A 14,375-nucleotide genomic window follows, 5' to 3' on the forward strand; every position below is an offset into this window, starting at 1 on the left:
GCGAGACACCGAATGGACATCCTGACCACCACCGCCGACGGCATCCTCACCCTCGAATTCAACCGCCCGGAACGCAAGAACGCCATCACGGGCGCCATGTACACGACCATGGCCGACGCGCTGCGCGCGGCCGACACCGACCCCGCCATCCGCGCGATCCTCATCACGGGCAAACCCGAGATCTTCACGGCCGGTAACGACCTGGAAGACTTCCTGCACAACGTGGGCGAAGGCGCGATGACGGAATCCCGTCCCGTGTTCCAGTTCATGCGCGCGCTGGAAGGCTGCAGCAAGCCGGTGGTCGCGGCCGTCGCCGGCGCGGCCGTCGGCATCGGCACCACGCTGCTGATGCACTGCGACCTCGTCTACTGCGCCGACAACGCCAGGTTCTCGATGCCGTTTTCCCAATTGGGCCTGTGCCCGGAATTCGCGTCGTCGCTGCTCGTCGCGCAATCGGCCGGCTACACCCGCGCGGCGGAAAAGCTGATGCTGGGCGAAGCCTTCGGCGCGCAGGAAGCGTTCGAGATGGGCATCGTGGCGCGCGTGCTGCCGGCCGCAGAGCTGCTCGCGTTCGCGCAAGGGCAGGCCGCCAAACTCGTGAAACTGCCGGCGGCGTCGATCCGCACGACCAAGGCCTTGATGAAGCGCTCGCGTGCAGCGCTGGTGAAAGACACCATCGCGGCGGAGAACGAACGGTTCAGTGCCATGCTGACCGGTGCCGAGGCCAAGGAAGCCTTCACGGCGTTCTTCGAGAAGCGCAAGCCGGATTTTTCGAAGTTCGATTAAACCCGGGCGTGCCATCAATGCCATTCAGTTAGGGAACGACGAGTTTGTGGCTTGAGTGACTGGCATTGGGCGCGCCATCAACCGTCGGTCGAGACGGAGACCTCTTCCCAGGCATCCAGATCGCGCCCCAGGTCGGCCAGCTTGCCCCGCACCAGTTGCAGCGCGTCGCTGCCGAGCAGCAGGTGCGTCGGCGGCGCGTCTGCCTCGATCACGGCCAGTATCGCGCGGGCCGCCTTGGCCGGATCGCCCGGCTGCTTGCCGCTCTTGTCCTCACGCGCCTTGCGCACCGGGTCGAACAGCGCGTCGTAGTCGGCAATCGAGCGTGCGCTGCGCTGCATCGAGCGGCCGGCCCAATCGGTGCGGAATGAGCCTGGTGCGATCGCGGTCACGGCGATGCCGAATGGGCGGACTTCCCTGGCGAGCGTGTCCGAGATGCCTTCCAGCGCGAATTTGCTGCCGCAGTAGTAGGCGATGCCGGGCATCGTGATGTAGCCGCCCATCGACGTGATGTTGACGATATGGCCGCGCCGGCGGGCGCGCATGAACGGCAGCACGGCTTTCATCATGGCGACCGGCCCGAAGACGTTGACGTCGAACTGGCGGCGCATGTCGGACAGCGGCGATTCTTCCAGGATGCCTTCGTGCCCGTAGCCGGCGTTGTTGACGAGGACATCGACGGCGCCGACGTTCGCTTCGATGTCCGCGACGACGCCGTCGATTGCATCGAATTGCGTCACGTCGAGGATGCGCGCGTGGGCGCGCGCCGGGCACATTGCCGCGAACGCTTCCGCGGCCTGCGCGTTCCTGACCGTGCCCACCACGCGGTGACCGTCGGCCAGCGCCTGTTGCGCAAGAGCGCGGCCGAAGCCGCTGCTGACGCCGGTGATCAGCAGGAGTTTATTGGGTGTCATGTCGTCTTTTCCGAGTTGATGAAGGCCGCATGTTATTCTTGGTGGCATCACCAGATAAGCCAAAGTCGACTGTTTTTCTTGCCTAAAACTATGCCAAAGCCGACAGCCGCGGATGAAAGCGACGATCCATCCGGCCACGCGCAGCGGCGCATGGTCGAGCTGCTACGCGCATTGGCGCCGAACGAGGGCTACAACCTCACGGCGCTGCCTACCGTGCGGATCCTGCGTTCCGACCGCGCGTTGACGCGCACGCCGGTGCTCTACGATCCCGGTATCGTGATCGTTTGCCAGGGCCGCAAGCGCGGCTACTTCGGCGACAAACTGTATGTTTACGATGCGCAGCATTACCTGGCGGTCTCCGTGCCCGTGCCGTTCGACATGGAGACGGATGCGACGCCGGCGCAGCCGCTGCTCGCGCTGTACCTGCACCTCGATTTCGCCGTCGCCGCGGACCTGATGCTGCACATCGACCGCCATCCCTCGGCCGAACCTGCCCAGGCGCCGCAGAGCATGTTGTCGAGCCCCATCGATGCGGACATGCGTGGCTCGGTACTGCGTTTCCTGGAAGCGTTGAACCGGCCGCTGGAGGCGGCCGTACTGGGGCCGGGCCTGCTGCGCGAACTGTATTTCCGGGTGCTCACCGGCGCGCAGGGACGTTCGATGCGCGAGGCGCTCGCGCTGAAAGGCCAGTACGGAAAGATCGGCCGGGCGTTGCGCCGCATCCATGCCGATTACGCGGAAGCGCTCGACCTGGCGCAGCTGGCGCGGGAAGCGGGCATGAGCATTCCAGCTTTCCACAGCCACTTCAAGGCGATCACGCAGACGTCGCCCATGCAGTACCTGAAGTCGACGCGGCTGCACCAGGCGCGCCTGCTGATGGTGCGCCGGGACCTGACCGCGGAAGCGGCGTGCCACGCGGTGGGCTATACGAGTCCATCGCAGTTCAGCCGCGAGTTCCGGCGGCTGTTCGGCTTGGCCCCGGCAGCGGAGGCCAAACGGATGCGGGCAACCTTTGCCATTCCGCCGGCGTTTCCCGGCGCCGAATTCGTGTCGTCGCACTGAACCTGGTGCACAATGGTTTCATGAACCTGCACCGCCTCGACCTCGTCTCTTTGTCCCTGTTCAGCCACGTGGTGCGCTCCGGCAGCATCAGCAAGGGCGCGCTGCTCGCCAACCTGGCCGTCGGGGCGGCGAGCAAGCGGATTTCCGACCTGGAGGCCGCCGTCGGCGCCGCGCTGTTCGAGCGCCATTCGCGCGGCATCACGCCCACCGCGGCCGGCCTGGCGCTCGCCCGGCACGCGCAGCGCATCCTCGGCGACGTGAACCTCCTCGCCGCCGAATTGCACGACCACGCCAGCGGGATCGTGGGCGTGGCGCGCCTGTGGGCCAATACCTCCGCCATCACCCAGTTCCTGCCGGCCGACATCGCCGCCTTCGCCAGGGCCAACCCGGCGATCCGGATCGAGCTCGCTGAGCTCAACAGCAACGAGATCGTGCTGGGCGTACTGGAGGGCCGCGCCGACATCGGCATCTTCGCCGACCGCACCCCGGCCCTCGGCCTGCACCTGATGCCGTATCGCGAAGACCGCCTCGTGCTCGTGGTCCCGGCCGGCCATGCGCTCGCGCGCCGGCGCAGCCTGGGCTTCGAGGAGGCGGCGGATTTCGATGTCGTCAGCCTGTCGCAGGGCACCTCGCTGGCGCAGCGCCTGCAGGCCGAGACGGAAGCGATGGGCCGGCGCCTGCGCGTGCGCATCCAGGTGCGCAGCTTCGATGCGATGTGCCAGATGGTGGCCGCCGGCCTGGGCGTCGCGGTGCTCCCCGCCGACGCCGTGCGCGCGCTCGTGCGCTCGCTGAACCTGCGCCAGATCCCGCTGACGGATGCATGGGCGCGGCGCCAGCTCCTGATCGGCGTGCGCGACCTGGAAACCCTGCCGCGCCACGCGCGCCTGCTCGTCGACCATCTGGGCGCCGGGGCGTAGCACCGGGGAGCTTTCGCGAAACGCGAAAGCGGGGTTCACACCTTGATCATTCCGCGCCTGGGGGAGTGCTGCCAGAATCGCACCATCACGCCACCAAGAGCGTGTTTCATTCGACGACTATCCATCCGGAGACAACAATGAGCAAGATTCTTTCCGCCCCGGCGGGCGCGGCCGACGCCGCCGTGCCGGACATGGCGCGGATCGTGGCGAAGGTGGCATGGCGCATCATGCCCCTCATCATGATCTGCTACCTGTTCGCCTTTTTCGACCGCATCAACATCAGCTTCGCCAAGTTCGCGCTGCAGAGCAGCCTGTCGCTGTCCGACACGGCGTACGGCCTCGGGGCCGGCCTGTTCTCCGTCGGCTACGTCCTGTTCGAAGTCCCCAGCAACATGATGCTGTACAAGGTCGGCGCGCGGCGCTGGATCGCACGCATCATGGTCTCGTGGGGCCTTGCCACCGCGCTGATGGCGCTCGTGCAGACCGAGTGGCAGTTCTACGTGCTGCGCTTCCTGATCGGCGCCATGGAGGCCGGCTTCGCGCCCGGCGTGCTGTATTTCCTCACGCTATGGTTCCCGACCGCCTACCGCGGCCGCATCACGTCGATGCTGTTCCTCGCGTCGGCATTCTCCGGCCTCGTCGGCGCACCGGCCGCCGGTCTCGTGCTGGCCCACCTGGACGGCGTGCTGGGCATGTCCGGCTGGCACTGGCTGTTCCTCGTGGGCGGCCTGCCGTGCGTGCTGCTGGGCGCCGTCGTGTTCCTCGTGCTGAAGGACCGCGTCGAGGATGCGTCCTGGCTTGCGCCCGCGGAACGCGCGCTGCTGGCCGCGCGCATCGCCGAACAGAACCGGAGCATCGGCAGCCACTCGCTGCTGGGCGCCCTCAAGACGCCGGGTTTCTTCACGCTGGGCCTCGTCTACTTCCTGATCCAGGTGAGTTCCTATGGCCTGAACTTCTGGGCGCCGCACATGATCCGCAGCGCCGGCACCACGAGCCCGACGACCATCGGCCTGCTCACGGCGGTGCCCTACCTGTGCGGCGCGATCGCGATGGTGGCCGTGGGCCGGTTGTCGGACGCCAGCGGCGAGCGCACGAAGTTCGTGATCGGGCTCGTGCTGCTGGGCGCCGTGGGCTTTTGCGGCGCCGGCCTGTTCGACCACCAACCCGGCCTGCTGGTCGCGGCACTGGCCGTGATGGGCGCGGGTGTGGTAGCGTCGATCCCCGCGTTCTGGGCGCTGCCCCCGAAACTGGTGACGGGCGCCGGCGCGGCGGGCGGCATCGCGCTGATCAATACGCTGGGACAGCTGGGCGGCATCGTCAGCCCGGTGATGGTGGGACGCATCAAGGACGTCACCGGCAGCACGACGCCCGCCCTGTACGTGATCGCGGCGCTGAGCGTGGTCTGCGCCGGTGTGCTGGCGTTCGGCCTGCCCGAACGGCTGCGCCAGCGCGAACAATCTGCAAACTGACGAGGACAAGATGAGCATGACGGCTTCAGGCACGATGTCCGCCAACGCCCTGCAGGGCGTGCGCGTGATCGAGATGGGACAATTGATCGCCGGCCCGTTCGCCGGCAAGACGCTGGGCGATTTCGGCGCCGACGTGATCAAGATCGAGGCACCGGGCGCGGGCGACCCGTTGCGCAACTGGCGCATGATGAAGGACGGCACCTCCGTCTGGTGGCAGGTCCAGTCGCGCAACAAGCGCTCGCTCGCCCTCGACCTGAGAAGCGAGGAAGGGCAGGACATCGCGCGCAAGCTGATCGCCGAAGCCGACGTGCTCGTCGAGAACTTCCGTCCCGGCACGCTGGAAAACTGGGGCATGGGGTGGGACGTGCTGTCCGAACTGAATCCCGGCCTCGTCATGCTGCGCATTTCCGGCTACGGCCAGACGGGACCCTATCGCGACCTGCCGGGCTTCGGCGCGATCGGCGAAGCGATGGGCGGCCTGCGCCACCTGACCGGCGAGCCGGGCCGCGTGCCGGTGCGCTGCGGCATCTCGATCGGCGACACCCTGGCCGCGCTGCACGGCACCATCGGCGTGCTGACCGCGCTGTACCACCGCAAGGTCAACGGCGGCAAAGGGCAGGTGATCGACGTCGCGCTGCACGAAGCCGTGTTCAACGTGATGGAAAGCCTGATCCCCGAATACAGCGCGTTCGGCGCCGTGCGCGAGGCCGCGGGCAGCGCGTTGCCGGGCATCGCCCCGTCGAACGCCTACCGCTGCGTCGACGGCTATGTGCTCGTCGCGGGCAATGGCGACAGCATCTTCAAGCGCCTGATGCAGGCGATCGGCCGGCCCGACCTGGGTGACGCGACTGACCTCGCGAACAATGCGGGCCGCGTCGCGCGCGTGGACGAGATCGATGCGGCCATCGGTGCGTGGACGGCGGAGCGTACCGTGGCGGACGTGCTGGACGTGCTGGGCGCGGCGAAAGTCCCGGCCGGCAAGGTCTACACGGCAAAGGACATCGCGGAAGACCCGCACTACCGGGCCCGCGACATGATCCTGACGCAGCAGACGCGGGAAGGCTACGAGGTGGAAGTGCCGGGCATCGTGCCGAAGCTGATGGGCACGCCGGGCAGCGTGCGCTCGGCGGCGCCGCGGCTGGGCGAGGACACGGATGCCGTGCTGCGCGAGATCGGCCTCACCGAGGACCAGATCGCGGCGCTGCGCGCGCGCAAGGTGGTCGCATGAGTGCCTGGACTGGCGCCGGCCGCCGGATCGCCGGCCGCCGCATACACATCCAGGAAGTCGGCCTGCGCGACGGCCTGCAGGCCGAATGCCGCTTCGTGCCGACGGCCGACAAGATCGCCCTGGCCGACCTGCTGTCGGGCGCGGGACTCGCCAAGCTCGAGGTCAGCTCCTTCGTGTCGCCGAAGGCCGTGCCGGTGCTTGCGGATGCGGCCGACGTGTTCGCCGGCATCGCGCGCGCACCGGGCGTCGTCTACAGCGCTCTCGTACCGAACGTGCGCGGGGCCGAGCGTGCCGTCGCGGCGGGCGTGGTCGAGATGAATCTCGTCATGTCGGCCAGCGAAAGCCACAACCTGTCCAACCTGCGCATGACGCGTGCACAATCCTTCGCCGGACTGGCCGACGTCGCGGCACTGGCGCGGCGCCACGGCATCGCCGTCAACGTGTCGCTGTCGTGCAGTTTCGGCTGCCCGATGGAAGGCGACGTGCCGCAGCAGGACGTGATGGACTGGTGCGCCCGCTTCGTCGACGAACTGGGCGTGCAGGGCATCACGCTGTGCGACACCACCGGCATGGCCTATCCGACCCAGGTGCGCGCGCTGACGGAAGCCGTACGCGCGCGCTGGCCCGGCATCGAACTCACGCTGCACTTCCACAACACGCGCGGCATGGGCCTCGCGAACGTGCTGGCCGCCATCGACGCGGGTGCCGACCGCTTCGACGCGTCCCTCGGCGGCATCGGCGGCTGCCCCTATGCGCCCGGTGCCACCGGCAACGTGTGCACGGAGGAAGTCGTGCACGCGCTCCAGCTGATGGGCTACGACACCGGCGTCGACCTGGCCAGGCTGCTGCAGGCGGCGGTTCGCCTGCAGGACCTCGTCGGCCACGAGGTGCCCAGCCAGATCGTCAAGGCCGGCCGCAGGCTGGACCTGCACCCTCGGCCGGCGGCCTGAGCGCTCCCGTCAGCGTATCGCCCGCTCGCAACGCGCGATCTCCGTCCGCCCGTGCCCGGCCACGATCTCGCTGCCGTACACGGGCAGGTCGAGGTAGGCCCGTTCCGTCGCGCGCACGGCCAGCACGCGTTGCGACTCGCGCTTGCCTAGGTCGAGGTAGCCGAACTGCGGGATCGCCGCCGAATTGGCGAGCCATTCCGTAGCGGGCGTGTCGTAAATCAGCACGACGCGGCACGCATCGTCGTGGTTGCCACAGGTTTCGATCCAGAACAGGTCGATGGCGTCGGCCCAGTGGCGGTCGTTACCGCCCTGGTCGCTATCGCGGATGTCGGTCTGCTATCGATTTCGCGTGCAAATGTGCACAGCGTTCTCTTCCTGCCCCGAGCCGTCCTGCTGACCGTGCTCGTGCCTGACCGGCGTGACTTCCCCGCCTCCCGCCGGCCCCAGGCCGGCGGCAGTGCCACGCGTTACCGCCTGGCTCGCCTCGGGTAGCGCCGTGCGCGCCGCGAAGGCGCCGGTGGCGAGCCGTTGCAGGTTGATGGCCGCGTTCACGTCGCGGTCGTGCCGCGCACCGCAACCGGCGCAGGTCCACGCCCGGTCGCCCAACGCCAGCACCCCGTTGCGGGTATCGCAACCCGAACACAGTTTGCTGGACGGGTACCAGCGGTCGGCAAGCACGATGTGCGTACCGTAGCGCCCCGACTTGTACGTCAGCTGGCGTCGGAATTCGTAAAAGCCGACATCGGCGATCGCGCGTGCGAGGCGCGCGTTGGCCAGCATGCCGCGCACGTTCAGGTCTTCGATCACCAGCGCCTGATGCGCACGCGCGCGATGCGCGCATGCAGCCGCGCCAGGGCCAGCGCACCCTTGGTCCGGTTCTTCGACGCCTGCAGGCGCGTGCCCTTGCCGATACGGCCGACGATCCCGGCCGCGGCCTTGGCCGCATCGAGCTTGCGCGACTGCCGGCGCGAGCGGATGCGCAGGCGCCGCAGCGCCGCCTTCAACGGCCGTGGCGCCGCGATCTTCTCGCCGCTGGACAGCGTGGCAGCGCTGGTCACGCCCAGGTCGATGCCGGTGACGGCGTCACCCGTGCGACGTCGCCGGGTCAAGTGGTCCGGCACGTCGACCTGAACCGCCAGGTACCAGTGACCTGCTTCGCGCGAGACACTCGCGCCCATGATCTTGCCGTCCCAACGCAGCGCTTCCCGCAGCGCGACGCGGCCCACCTTCGGCAGCACGGCACTGCGTCCCTCGAGCCGGAACTTGTCGTTTGCCAAATAGAAGGCGTCGGCTGAACGGCCCTTCTTCTTGAAGCGCGGCGCGTGCGCCGGCTGGCTGGCGCGGCGCTGCTCGAAGTAACGACTCCACGCCTTTGCGAGGTTGGCGAACGGCTGGGCATGGGCGTCGCGGTGGATGGCGCGCAGCCACGGCTTGCCGTCGGCGTCGGGCCAGTCGGGATCCGAATACTTGATGCGATTGAACACCTTCTTGAGTGCCATCGCGTTTGGCCGCAGGCCACAGGCGGCCTGACGGTTCCACTCGGCTAGCGCCCAGTTCCAGACCCGGCGGGCGGTGCCGGCCGCGCGCGCAAAATAATCACGCTGGATCGCTGTCGCGTCAATCCTGATCCGGTGCGCCAGCAGCATATTCGCTCTCCAGGGCCGCGCGCAGCTGGCGGTGGAAGTTGCGCAGACTGTACAGTCTGCTCGAAATCGTCTGTTCCATGATCACGATTGGACACGTTCAATTATTTTTAGTTTGACTAAAGTCGTACTCCCAGACATCCGTGTTGGCCCAGTAGAACGCGCGCGTGTGGCCAGCGCCGGCCTGTTCTGCATCACGCGCGCTTGCGCGCAGTGTTGATCCAATGCGGGTACGTGAGCGCCGATTCGTGTGTCGACCTCGAAGGCGATGCGCTACAGTAAGAGGATGGATGACAGGAGACTCCGATGGAATGTGAAATCAAACTGGCCGTGGGCGCGACGAGCGCCGCGCAGCTGAAAAAATCCGCCGTGCTGCGCGAGCACGCCGTATCGAAGCCACGCGACCAGGAACACGTCGACCGCTATTTCGACACCGGCGCCTTCGACTTGTGGAAGCATGGTTTTGCCTTGCGCGTGCGCAGCGCCGGCGCGCGTCACGTGCAGACCCTGAAGGGCGGCGGCAGCGCCGTGGCCGGCCTGCACCGGAGAACCGAGCTGGAAGCCGAGATTGCGTCCGAAGTGCCCGACCAGGACCTGTTCGGCAAGCAGTTGCGTGAAGCCCTGCCCGATCTCGCCCACAGCCTGGACGGCCAGCAGCTCGCCCCCGAGCCGGTCTTCGTCAACCGCACGAAGCGCACGACGTGGATGCTGGCCCTGCCGGACGGCACGCACGTCGAGTGCGCGCTGGACGTGGGCGAACTGCAGCGCGGCGAGCGCAAGACCGCCGTGCGCGAGCTGGAGCTCGAAGTGAAGGATGGCGATCCGGCCTGCCTGTACGAACTGGCGCAGCGGGTGCACGAGGCGATACCCGTGCGCATCGAGAACATCAGCAAGGCCGAGCGCGGCTATGCGCTGGCGACCGAGGACAAGGCGCACGCCGTCAAGGCCACGCCCGTGACGCTCAAGCGCAAGGCCACGCTGGGCGAGGCGCTGGGCAGCATCCTGCAAAACTGCCTGCAGCAGATGCAGGCCAACGAACGGGGCGTGCTGGCGGGCGACGTCGAGAGCCTGCACCAGATGCGCGTGGGCCTGCGCCGCCTGCGCGCGGCGCACGACATGGTCGACGGGCTCGTGACGCTGCCGGAACCGCTGGCGGCCGACATCGAATGGCTCGCCGGCGAACTGGGCGACGCGCGCAACTGGGATGTGTTCCTCGAATCCGTGCTGCCCCGCCTGCCGCTGACCGAGGAACAGAAGCCGTCGCTGGCGCGCGTGGAAGCGGCGGCGCGCGAGGAGGCGGAGCGTCATCGGGCGCGCGTGCGCTCGGCCGTCGGCAGCCCGCGCTACACGACCCTGATGCTGGCGCTGGGCGGCTGGATCGCGGGCAAGGGCTGGCAGCATACTGCGCTGCCGGCCGACCCGCTCGAACAACAGATCGCGAAGGCCGCGCCGCAGCTCGTGCAGCACGCGGCAGCGCGCGTGCGCAAGCGCGCCCGCGGCTACGACCTGAAACGGCCGGATTGCCTGCACAAGGTGCGCATCGCGGCCAAGAAGGAACGTTATGCGCGCGAGTTCTTCGCCGCGTTGTCGCACGACCGCAAGGCGACGAAACGGCACGATCTCTTGAGCGGAATGCAGGACGAGCTGGGAGAGATCAACGATGCGTTCGTCGCGCGCGAACTGGTCGCGCAACTGCGCGACCGCGTGCCGCAGGAGGCGGGGCTGCTCGGCTTCATCGAAGGCGTGCTGGCTGCGCGCGCGCTGGATGCGATGCCGCGCGCGCGCCGACACGTCAAGGAGAGTCTGCGCGCCAGGGCTGGCTTCTGAGACGCCGTGTCGTTCCCGCGCACGCGGGAATCCATACTGAGCAACAGGAGTCGGAACGTCGGAAGCACCAGCATGCTTCCGACGTACCGACTGCAGAACTTCAGCATAGGTTCCCGCTTTCGCGAGAAGTCGTTTCCGGCCGTGCCGGAAACGACGGTGTGTTGGTGCCGGTATGTTTCCCGACCGCCGGCGCCGGTAGGGCGGCCGAGCCGCCATGTGCTCTCTTCCCTGGGAGCGATGCGTATTCTGACGCGGGATTGTGACGTGATCGTTACGGCGCGGCGGTCGCCGCCAGCGGCGCACCGCTCCAGCGGCGCAACAGGGCCGCGAGCGTGGACGAACGCTTGTTTTCGGGCGTGAGGACAGCCACCGCGGTCTGCAGGGCCTTGTCGTCGCGCGTGCCGAACGTGCGCGTGGACTCGACCGGCTCGCGCTTCGCTTCGGCCATCGTGCCGAGCGGCTGCGTCGCGGGCAGGTGCTTCGCGAGATCCGCTTCGCGCAGCAGCAGGTCGTCGTCGGCGGCGACGGCCGGCGTCACGACGATGTCGGGCGTGACGCCGCGCGCCTGGATCTCGTGGCCGTTCGGCGTGAAGTAGCGCGCCACGGTGAACTTGATGCCGCTGTCCGCGTCCAGTCCGATGACGGACTGGATCGAACCCTTGCCGAACGTGCGCGTGCCGATGACGGTGGCGCGGTGCTGGTCCTGCAGGGCACCCGTGACCAGTTCCGCGGCCGACGCGGACGCGCCGTTCACGAGCACCGTCAGCGGCACGGTGCGGGCCCACGCGGGCAGGCCGGCCAGCACGTCGGGCTGGCCTTGCTGGCGGTAGTAGCGCTCGTCGACGGTGACGGTGGCGTTGGCGCCCGGTTCGCGTCCGCGCGCCGAGAACAGCACAGTGCCCGGCTGCAGGAACGCGCCCGCGACCGCGACGCCCGTCGACACCAGGCCGCCCGGGTCGTTGCGCAGGTCGAGGATCAGGCCGCGCGGGTTGTCCAGTTTTTTCAGGGCCGCCGCGAGGTCGGCCGCCGTGGCGCCGCCGAATTCCGAGATGCGGATCCACGCGAGGCCCGGCGCCGCCATCTTCACGCGCACCGTGTCGTTGTGCAGGTCGGCGCGCGTGATGCGCAGCGTCTCGACCTTGTTGCGGCGCGCGATGCCGACGGCGACCACGGTGCCCGGCGCGCCGTGCATGCGCCGCGCGACGTCGTCGTTGGCCATCGCGGCGACGGGTGCGCCATCCACGGAGACGATCGTGTCGCCCGCCCGGATGCCCGCGCGTTCGGCCGGCGAGCCTTCGGTGGCGGACACCACGCGCAACTGCTTGCGGTCGCCTTCGACCTCGATGCCGATGCCCACGTACTCGCCGCTGTTCTCGCGTCCGACGTCGCGCATGGCGTCCTTGTCCAGGTAGCGCGAATGCGCATCGAGCGCGGCCAGCATGCCGGACAGGGCGCCGTCGAACAGCGCCTTGTCGTCGGCCTCGCCGACGTAGTTCTGCTTGATCAGGGCGTAGACCTCCAGCAGCCGTTCCACCTGCGCCTGCGGCAGCTTCAGGGAGGGCGTTGCCGTGTCGTCGGCGTGGGCGAGGGGCGCGCAGGCCAGGGAGAGGGCGCCGAGGACGGCGAGCGCGGTGCGTTTCATGGTGTTCCTTTCGTCGATTCGTTCCCAGGATTCTGGCTTGCGGCGGTGTTAAGCGCGGTTAAAGGGGGGTAAATCGGCGTTAAGGCGTTGTAAGCGATTGCTGTCGTTTTTGCCCGTATTGACGGGCTTTTTTCTTTTCCTGATGGCAAAAAGAACAGATAATCGATGCTTTGCGCCCCAGGAGAACGCCATGCAGGATCACGACGACGACCACCCCGCCAGCCCTGCGCGCCGCCGCATCTTCCAGGCCGCCGCCGCCGTGGGCCTGTCGGCATCGATCGCGCCGGCCAGCGAGGCGAAGCCCGCCGCCAGGGCCGTCAAGCCGGTCGCCGGCTCGCTGGACGCCAAGCTGAAGGCGCACGTCAAGAACGTCGTCGTGATCTACCTGGAGAACCGCAGCTTCAACAACCTGTTCGCCGACTTCCCCGGTCTCGCACAACCGCTGCCGGCGGCGAACGCCGTCCCGCAGAAGGACCGCGACGGCAGCGTCCTGCCGGAGCTGCCGAAGATCTGGGGCGGCATGGTGCCGGCGCGCCAGAACATCGGCGGCAAGGATTACCTGATCAGGGAAGACGACATCCAGCACCTGCCGAACGCGCCCTTCAGGCTGACGGACGCCGCCGGCAAGCCGCTGCCCGAAGCGATCATCACGCGCGACCTGTGGCACCTGTTCTACCAGAACCAGATGCAGATCAACGGCGGCAAGAACGACGGCTTCGTCGCGTGGGGCGACAACGGCGCGCTGACGATGGGGCATTACGGCGAGACGTCGAAGAACCTGGGCCTGTGGCAGATCGCGCGCGAATTCACGCTGTGCGACAACTTCTTCATGGGCGCGTTCGGCGGCTCCTACCTGAACCACCAGTTCCTGATCAGCGGCCGCGTGCCGGAGTTCTTCGATGCGGCGTCGACGCCGGCCGCGAAGAAGATCGCCGTGCTGGAAGACGGCCCGACGGGCGTCCGCCTCGCGCTCGCGCCGGATTCGCCGAAGTCCGCGCTGGAGGGCAAGCCGAAGTTCGTCAACAACGGCGCGATCACGCCGGACGGCTACGCGGTCAACACGATGGCGCCGCCGTTCCAGCCGAGCTGGGTGCGCCCGGCGCCGGGCGGCGATGCGCACCTGGCCGATCCGCAGGACCCGGCCGTGCTGCCGCCGCAAACGTATCGAACGATCGGCGACCTGCTGTCCGGGAAGGGCGTCAGCTGGGCGTGGTATGCGGGTGCATGGCAGGCGGCGCTGGACGGCCGCGGCGAAGGCGAACGGCCGAACTTCCAGTTCCATCACCAGCCGCTCAACTATTTCAGGCAGTTCGGACCGGGCACCGCGGCGCGCGCCGAACACCTGCGCGACGGCGGCATGGGCGACAGCCCGATCTCGAACAAATTCATCGCCGACGCCGTCAAAGGCAAGCTGCCCGCCGTGTGCTTCTACAAGCCGCAAGGGAATCTGAACCTGCACGCGGGCTATTCGGACGTCGAGTCCGGCGATGCCCACGTGGCCAACGTGATCGAGCACCTCAAGAAGTCGCCGCAATGGAAGGACATGGTCGTCGTCGTCACCTTCGACGAGAACGGCGGCTGGTGGGACCACGTCGCGCCGCCGCAGGGCGACCGCTGGGGCCCGGGTTCGCGCATCCCCGCGATCGTCATCTCGCCGTACGCGAAGAAGGGCGCCGTCGACCACAACTTCTACGACACGACGTCGATCCTGCGCTTCATCACGCGCCTGCACGGCCTGCCGCTGCTGGAAGGCCTGGCCGCACGCAATGCGGCGTTCGCGGCGCGCGGGGCGCGTCCGCCGGGCGACCTGACCGGTGCGCTGAGCTTCCGCTGAACGACAATTCGGGGTCAGAGCCTGACCCTTCCCCACATATTTTTCTTGTAGGTGGACGGGGTTGCTGTTAGCTTCCGGTGAAAAAAGCTGGTGCATGCATAGCTGT

Annotated in this window: 11 protein-coding genes and 1 pseudogene; 8 read left to right on the forward strand and 4 right to left on the reverse strand. The window is 68.1% G+C overall.

Features of this window, described 5'->3' with window-relative positions; all coding sequences use genetic code 11:
- Nucleotides 1–12: 12 nt before the first annotated feature.
- Nucleotides 13–786 (forward strand): enoyl-CoA hydratase, encoded by a 774-nt coding sequence (locus ASD28_RS09605; RefSeq protein ID WP_056126701.1) that lies wholly within the window; start codon nucleotides 13–15, stop codon nucleotides 784–786.
- Nucleotides 787–863: 77 nt separating this feature from the next.
- Here the strand turns inward: ASD28_RS09605 and ASD28_RS09610 are convergent, their stop codons facing one another.
- Nucleotides 864–1,697 carry an oxidoreductase gene (locus ASD28_RS09610; protein WP_056126703.1) on the reverse strand — a complete coding sequence of 278 codons (834 nt, stop codon included), beginning with the start codon at nucleotides 1,695–1,697 and terminating at the stop codon, nucleotides 864–866.
- 90 nt (nucleotides 1,698–1,787) lie between these two features.
- On the opposite strand from ASD28_RS09610, the gene ASD28_RS09615 reads away from it, so the two are divergent.
- The 5 genes from ASD28_RS09615 (at nucleotide 1,788) to ASD28_RS09635 (ending at nucleotide 7,323) form a co-directional block, all read left to right on the forward strand.
- Nucleotides 1,788–2,759: an AraC family transcriptional regulator gene (locus ASD28_RS09615; RefSeq protein ID WP_056126704.1), complete on the forward strand. Its 972-nt coding sequence runs from the start codon at nucleotides 1,788–1,790 to the stop codon at nucleotides 2,757–2,759.
- A gap of 20 nt (nucleotides 2,760–2,779) precedes the next feature.
- The gene (locus ASD28_RS09620; RefSeq protein ID WP_056126732.1) at nucleotides 2,780–3,676 is read left to right on the forward strand and encodes a LysR substrate-binding domain-containing protein; all 897 of its coding nucleotides are present in this window, start codon (nucleotides 2,780–2,782) and stop codon (nucleotides 3,674–3,676) included.
- Nucleotides 3,677–3,867: 191 nt separating this feature from the next.
- On the forward strand, nucleotides 3,868–5,145 hold the full coding sequence (locus ASD28_RS09625; RefSeq protein ID WP_229412151.1) for an MFS transporter: 1,278 nt from the start codon (nucleotides 3,868–3,870) through the stop codon (nucleotides 5,143–5,145).
- Between the two features lie 16 nt (nucleotides 5,146–5,161).
- On the forward strand, nucleotides 5,162–6,373 hold the full coding sequence (locus ASD28_RS09630; RefSeq protein WP_056126733.1) for a CaiB/BaiF CoA-transferase family protein: 1,212 nt from the start codon (nucleotides 5,162–5,164) through the stop codon (nucleotides 6,371–6,373).
- A complete protein-coding gene (locus tag ASD28_RS09635; RefSeq protein WP_056126710.1) occupies nucleotides 6,370–7,323 on the forward strand; it encodes a hydroxymethylglutaryl-CoA lyase in 954 nt (317 codons plus the stop codon). Before ASD28_RS09630 ends, ASD28_RS09635 begins: the two co-directional genes overlap by 4 nt.
- A gap of 9 nt (nucleotides 7,324–7,332) precedes the next feature.
- On the opposite strand, the gene ASD28_RS09640 is transcribed toward ASD28_RS09635, so the two are convergent.
- Both ASD28_RS09640 and ASD28_RS09645 read right to left on the reverse strand, forming a co-directional pair.
- A complete protein-coding gene (locus tag ASD28_RS09640) occupies nucleotides 7,333–7,548 on the reverse strand; it encodes a hypothetical protein (RefSeq protein ID WP_056126712.1) in 216 nt (71 codons plus the stop codon).
- Nucleotides 7,549–7,659: 111 nt separating this feature from the next.
- A pseudogene (locus tag ASD28_RS09645) lies at nucleotides 7,660–8,969 on the reverse strand (RNA-guided endonuclease InsQ/TnpB family protein).
- Between the two features lie 303 nt (nucleotides 8,970–9,272).
- Between ASD28_RS09645 and ASD28_RS09650 the strand changes: the two are divergent.
- Nucleotides 9,273–10,793, forward strand: a complete 1,521-nt coding sequence (locus ASD28_RS09650) for a CYTH and CHAD domain-containing protein (protein WP_056126714.1) — start codon at nucleotides 9,273–9,275, stop codon at nucleotides 10,791–10,793.
- Between the two features lie 271 nt (nucleotides 10,794–11,064).
- Here the strand turns inward: ASD28_RS09650 and ASD28_RS09655 are convergent, their stop codons facing one another.
- Nucleotides 11,065–12,435: a S41 family peptidase gene (locus tag ASD28_RS09655; protein WP_056126716.1), complete on the reverse strand. Its 1,371-nt coding sequence runs from the start codon at nucleotides 12,433–12,435 to the stop codon at nucleotides 11,065–11,067.
- Nucleotides 12,436–12,625: 190 nt separating this feature from the next.
- On the opposite strand from ASD28_RS09655, the gene ASD28_RS09660 reads away from it, so the two are divergent.
- Nucleotides 12,626–14,269, forward strand: coding sequence for an acid phosphatase (locus ASD28_RS09660; RefSeq protein ID WP_056126719.1), 1,644 nt, complete (start codon nucleotides 12,626–12,628; stop codon nucleotides 14,267–14,269).
- Nucleotides 14,270–14,375 lie beyond the last annotated feature (106 nt).

Source organism: Massilia sp. Root133, assembly GCF_001426525.1.
Lineage (GTDB): Bacteria > Pseudomonadota > Gammaproteobacteria > Burkholderiales > Burkholderiaceae_D > Telluria > Telluria orientalis.

Coding starts and splice junctions, on each gene's coding strand:
- ASD28_RS09605 (WP_056126701.1), top strand. CDS start 13: ATGGACATCCTGACCACCACCGCCGACGGCATCCTCACCCTCGAATTC.
- ASD28_RS09610 (WP_056126703.1), bottom strand. CDS start 1,697: ATGACACCCAATAAACTCCTGCTGATCACCGGCGTCAGCAGCGGCTTC.
- ASD28_RS09615 (WP_056126704.1), top strand. CDS start 1,788: ATGCCAAAGCCGACAGCCGCGGATGAAAGCGACGATCCATCCGGCCAC.
- ASD28_RS09620 (WP_056126732.1), top strand. CDS start 2,780: ATGAACCTGCACCGCCTCGACCTCGTCTCTTTGTCCCTGTTCAGCCAC.
- ASD28_RS09625 (WP_229412151.1), top strand. CDS start 3,868: ATGGCGCGGATCGTGGCGAAGGTGGCATGGCGCATCATGCCCCTCATC.
- ASD28_RS09630 (WP_056126733.1), top strand. CDS start 5,162: ATGACGGCTTCAGGCACGATGTCCGCCAACGCCCTGCAGGGCGTGCGC.
- ASD28_RS09635 (WP_056126710.1), top strand. CDS start 6,370: ATGAGTGCCTGGACTGGCGCCGGCCGCCGGATCGCCGGCCGCCGCATA.
- ASD28_RS09650 (WP_056126714.1), top strand. CDS start 9,273: ATGGAATGTGAAATCAAACTGGCCGTGGGCGCGACGAGCGCCGCGCAG.
- ASD28_RS09655 (WP_056126716.1), bottom strand. CDS start 12,435: ATGAAACGCACCGCGCTCGCCGTCCTCGGCGCCCTCTCCCTGGCCTGC.
- ASD28_RS09660 (WP_056126719.1), top strand. CDS start 12,626: ATGCAGGATCACGACGACGACCACCCCGCCAGCCCTGCGCGCCGCCGC.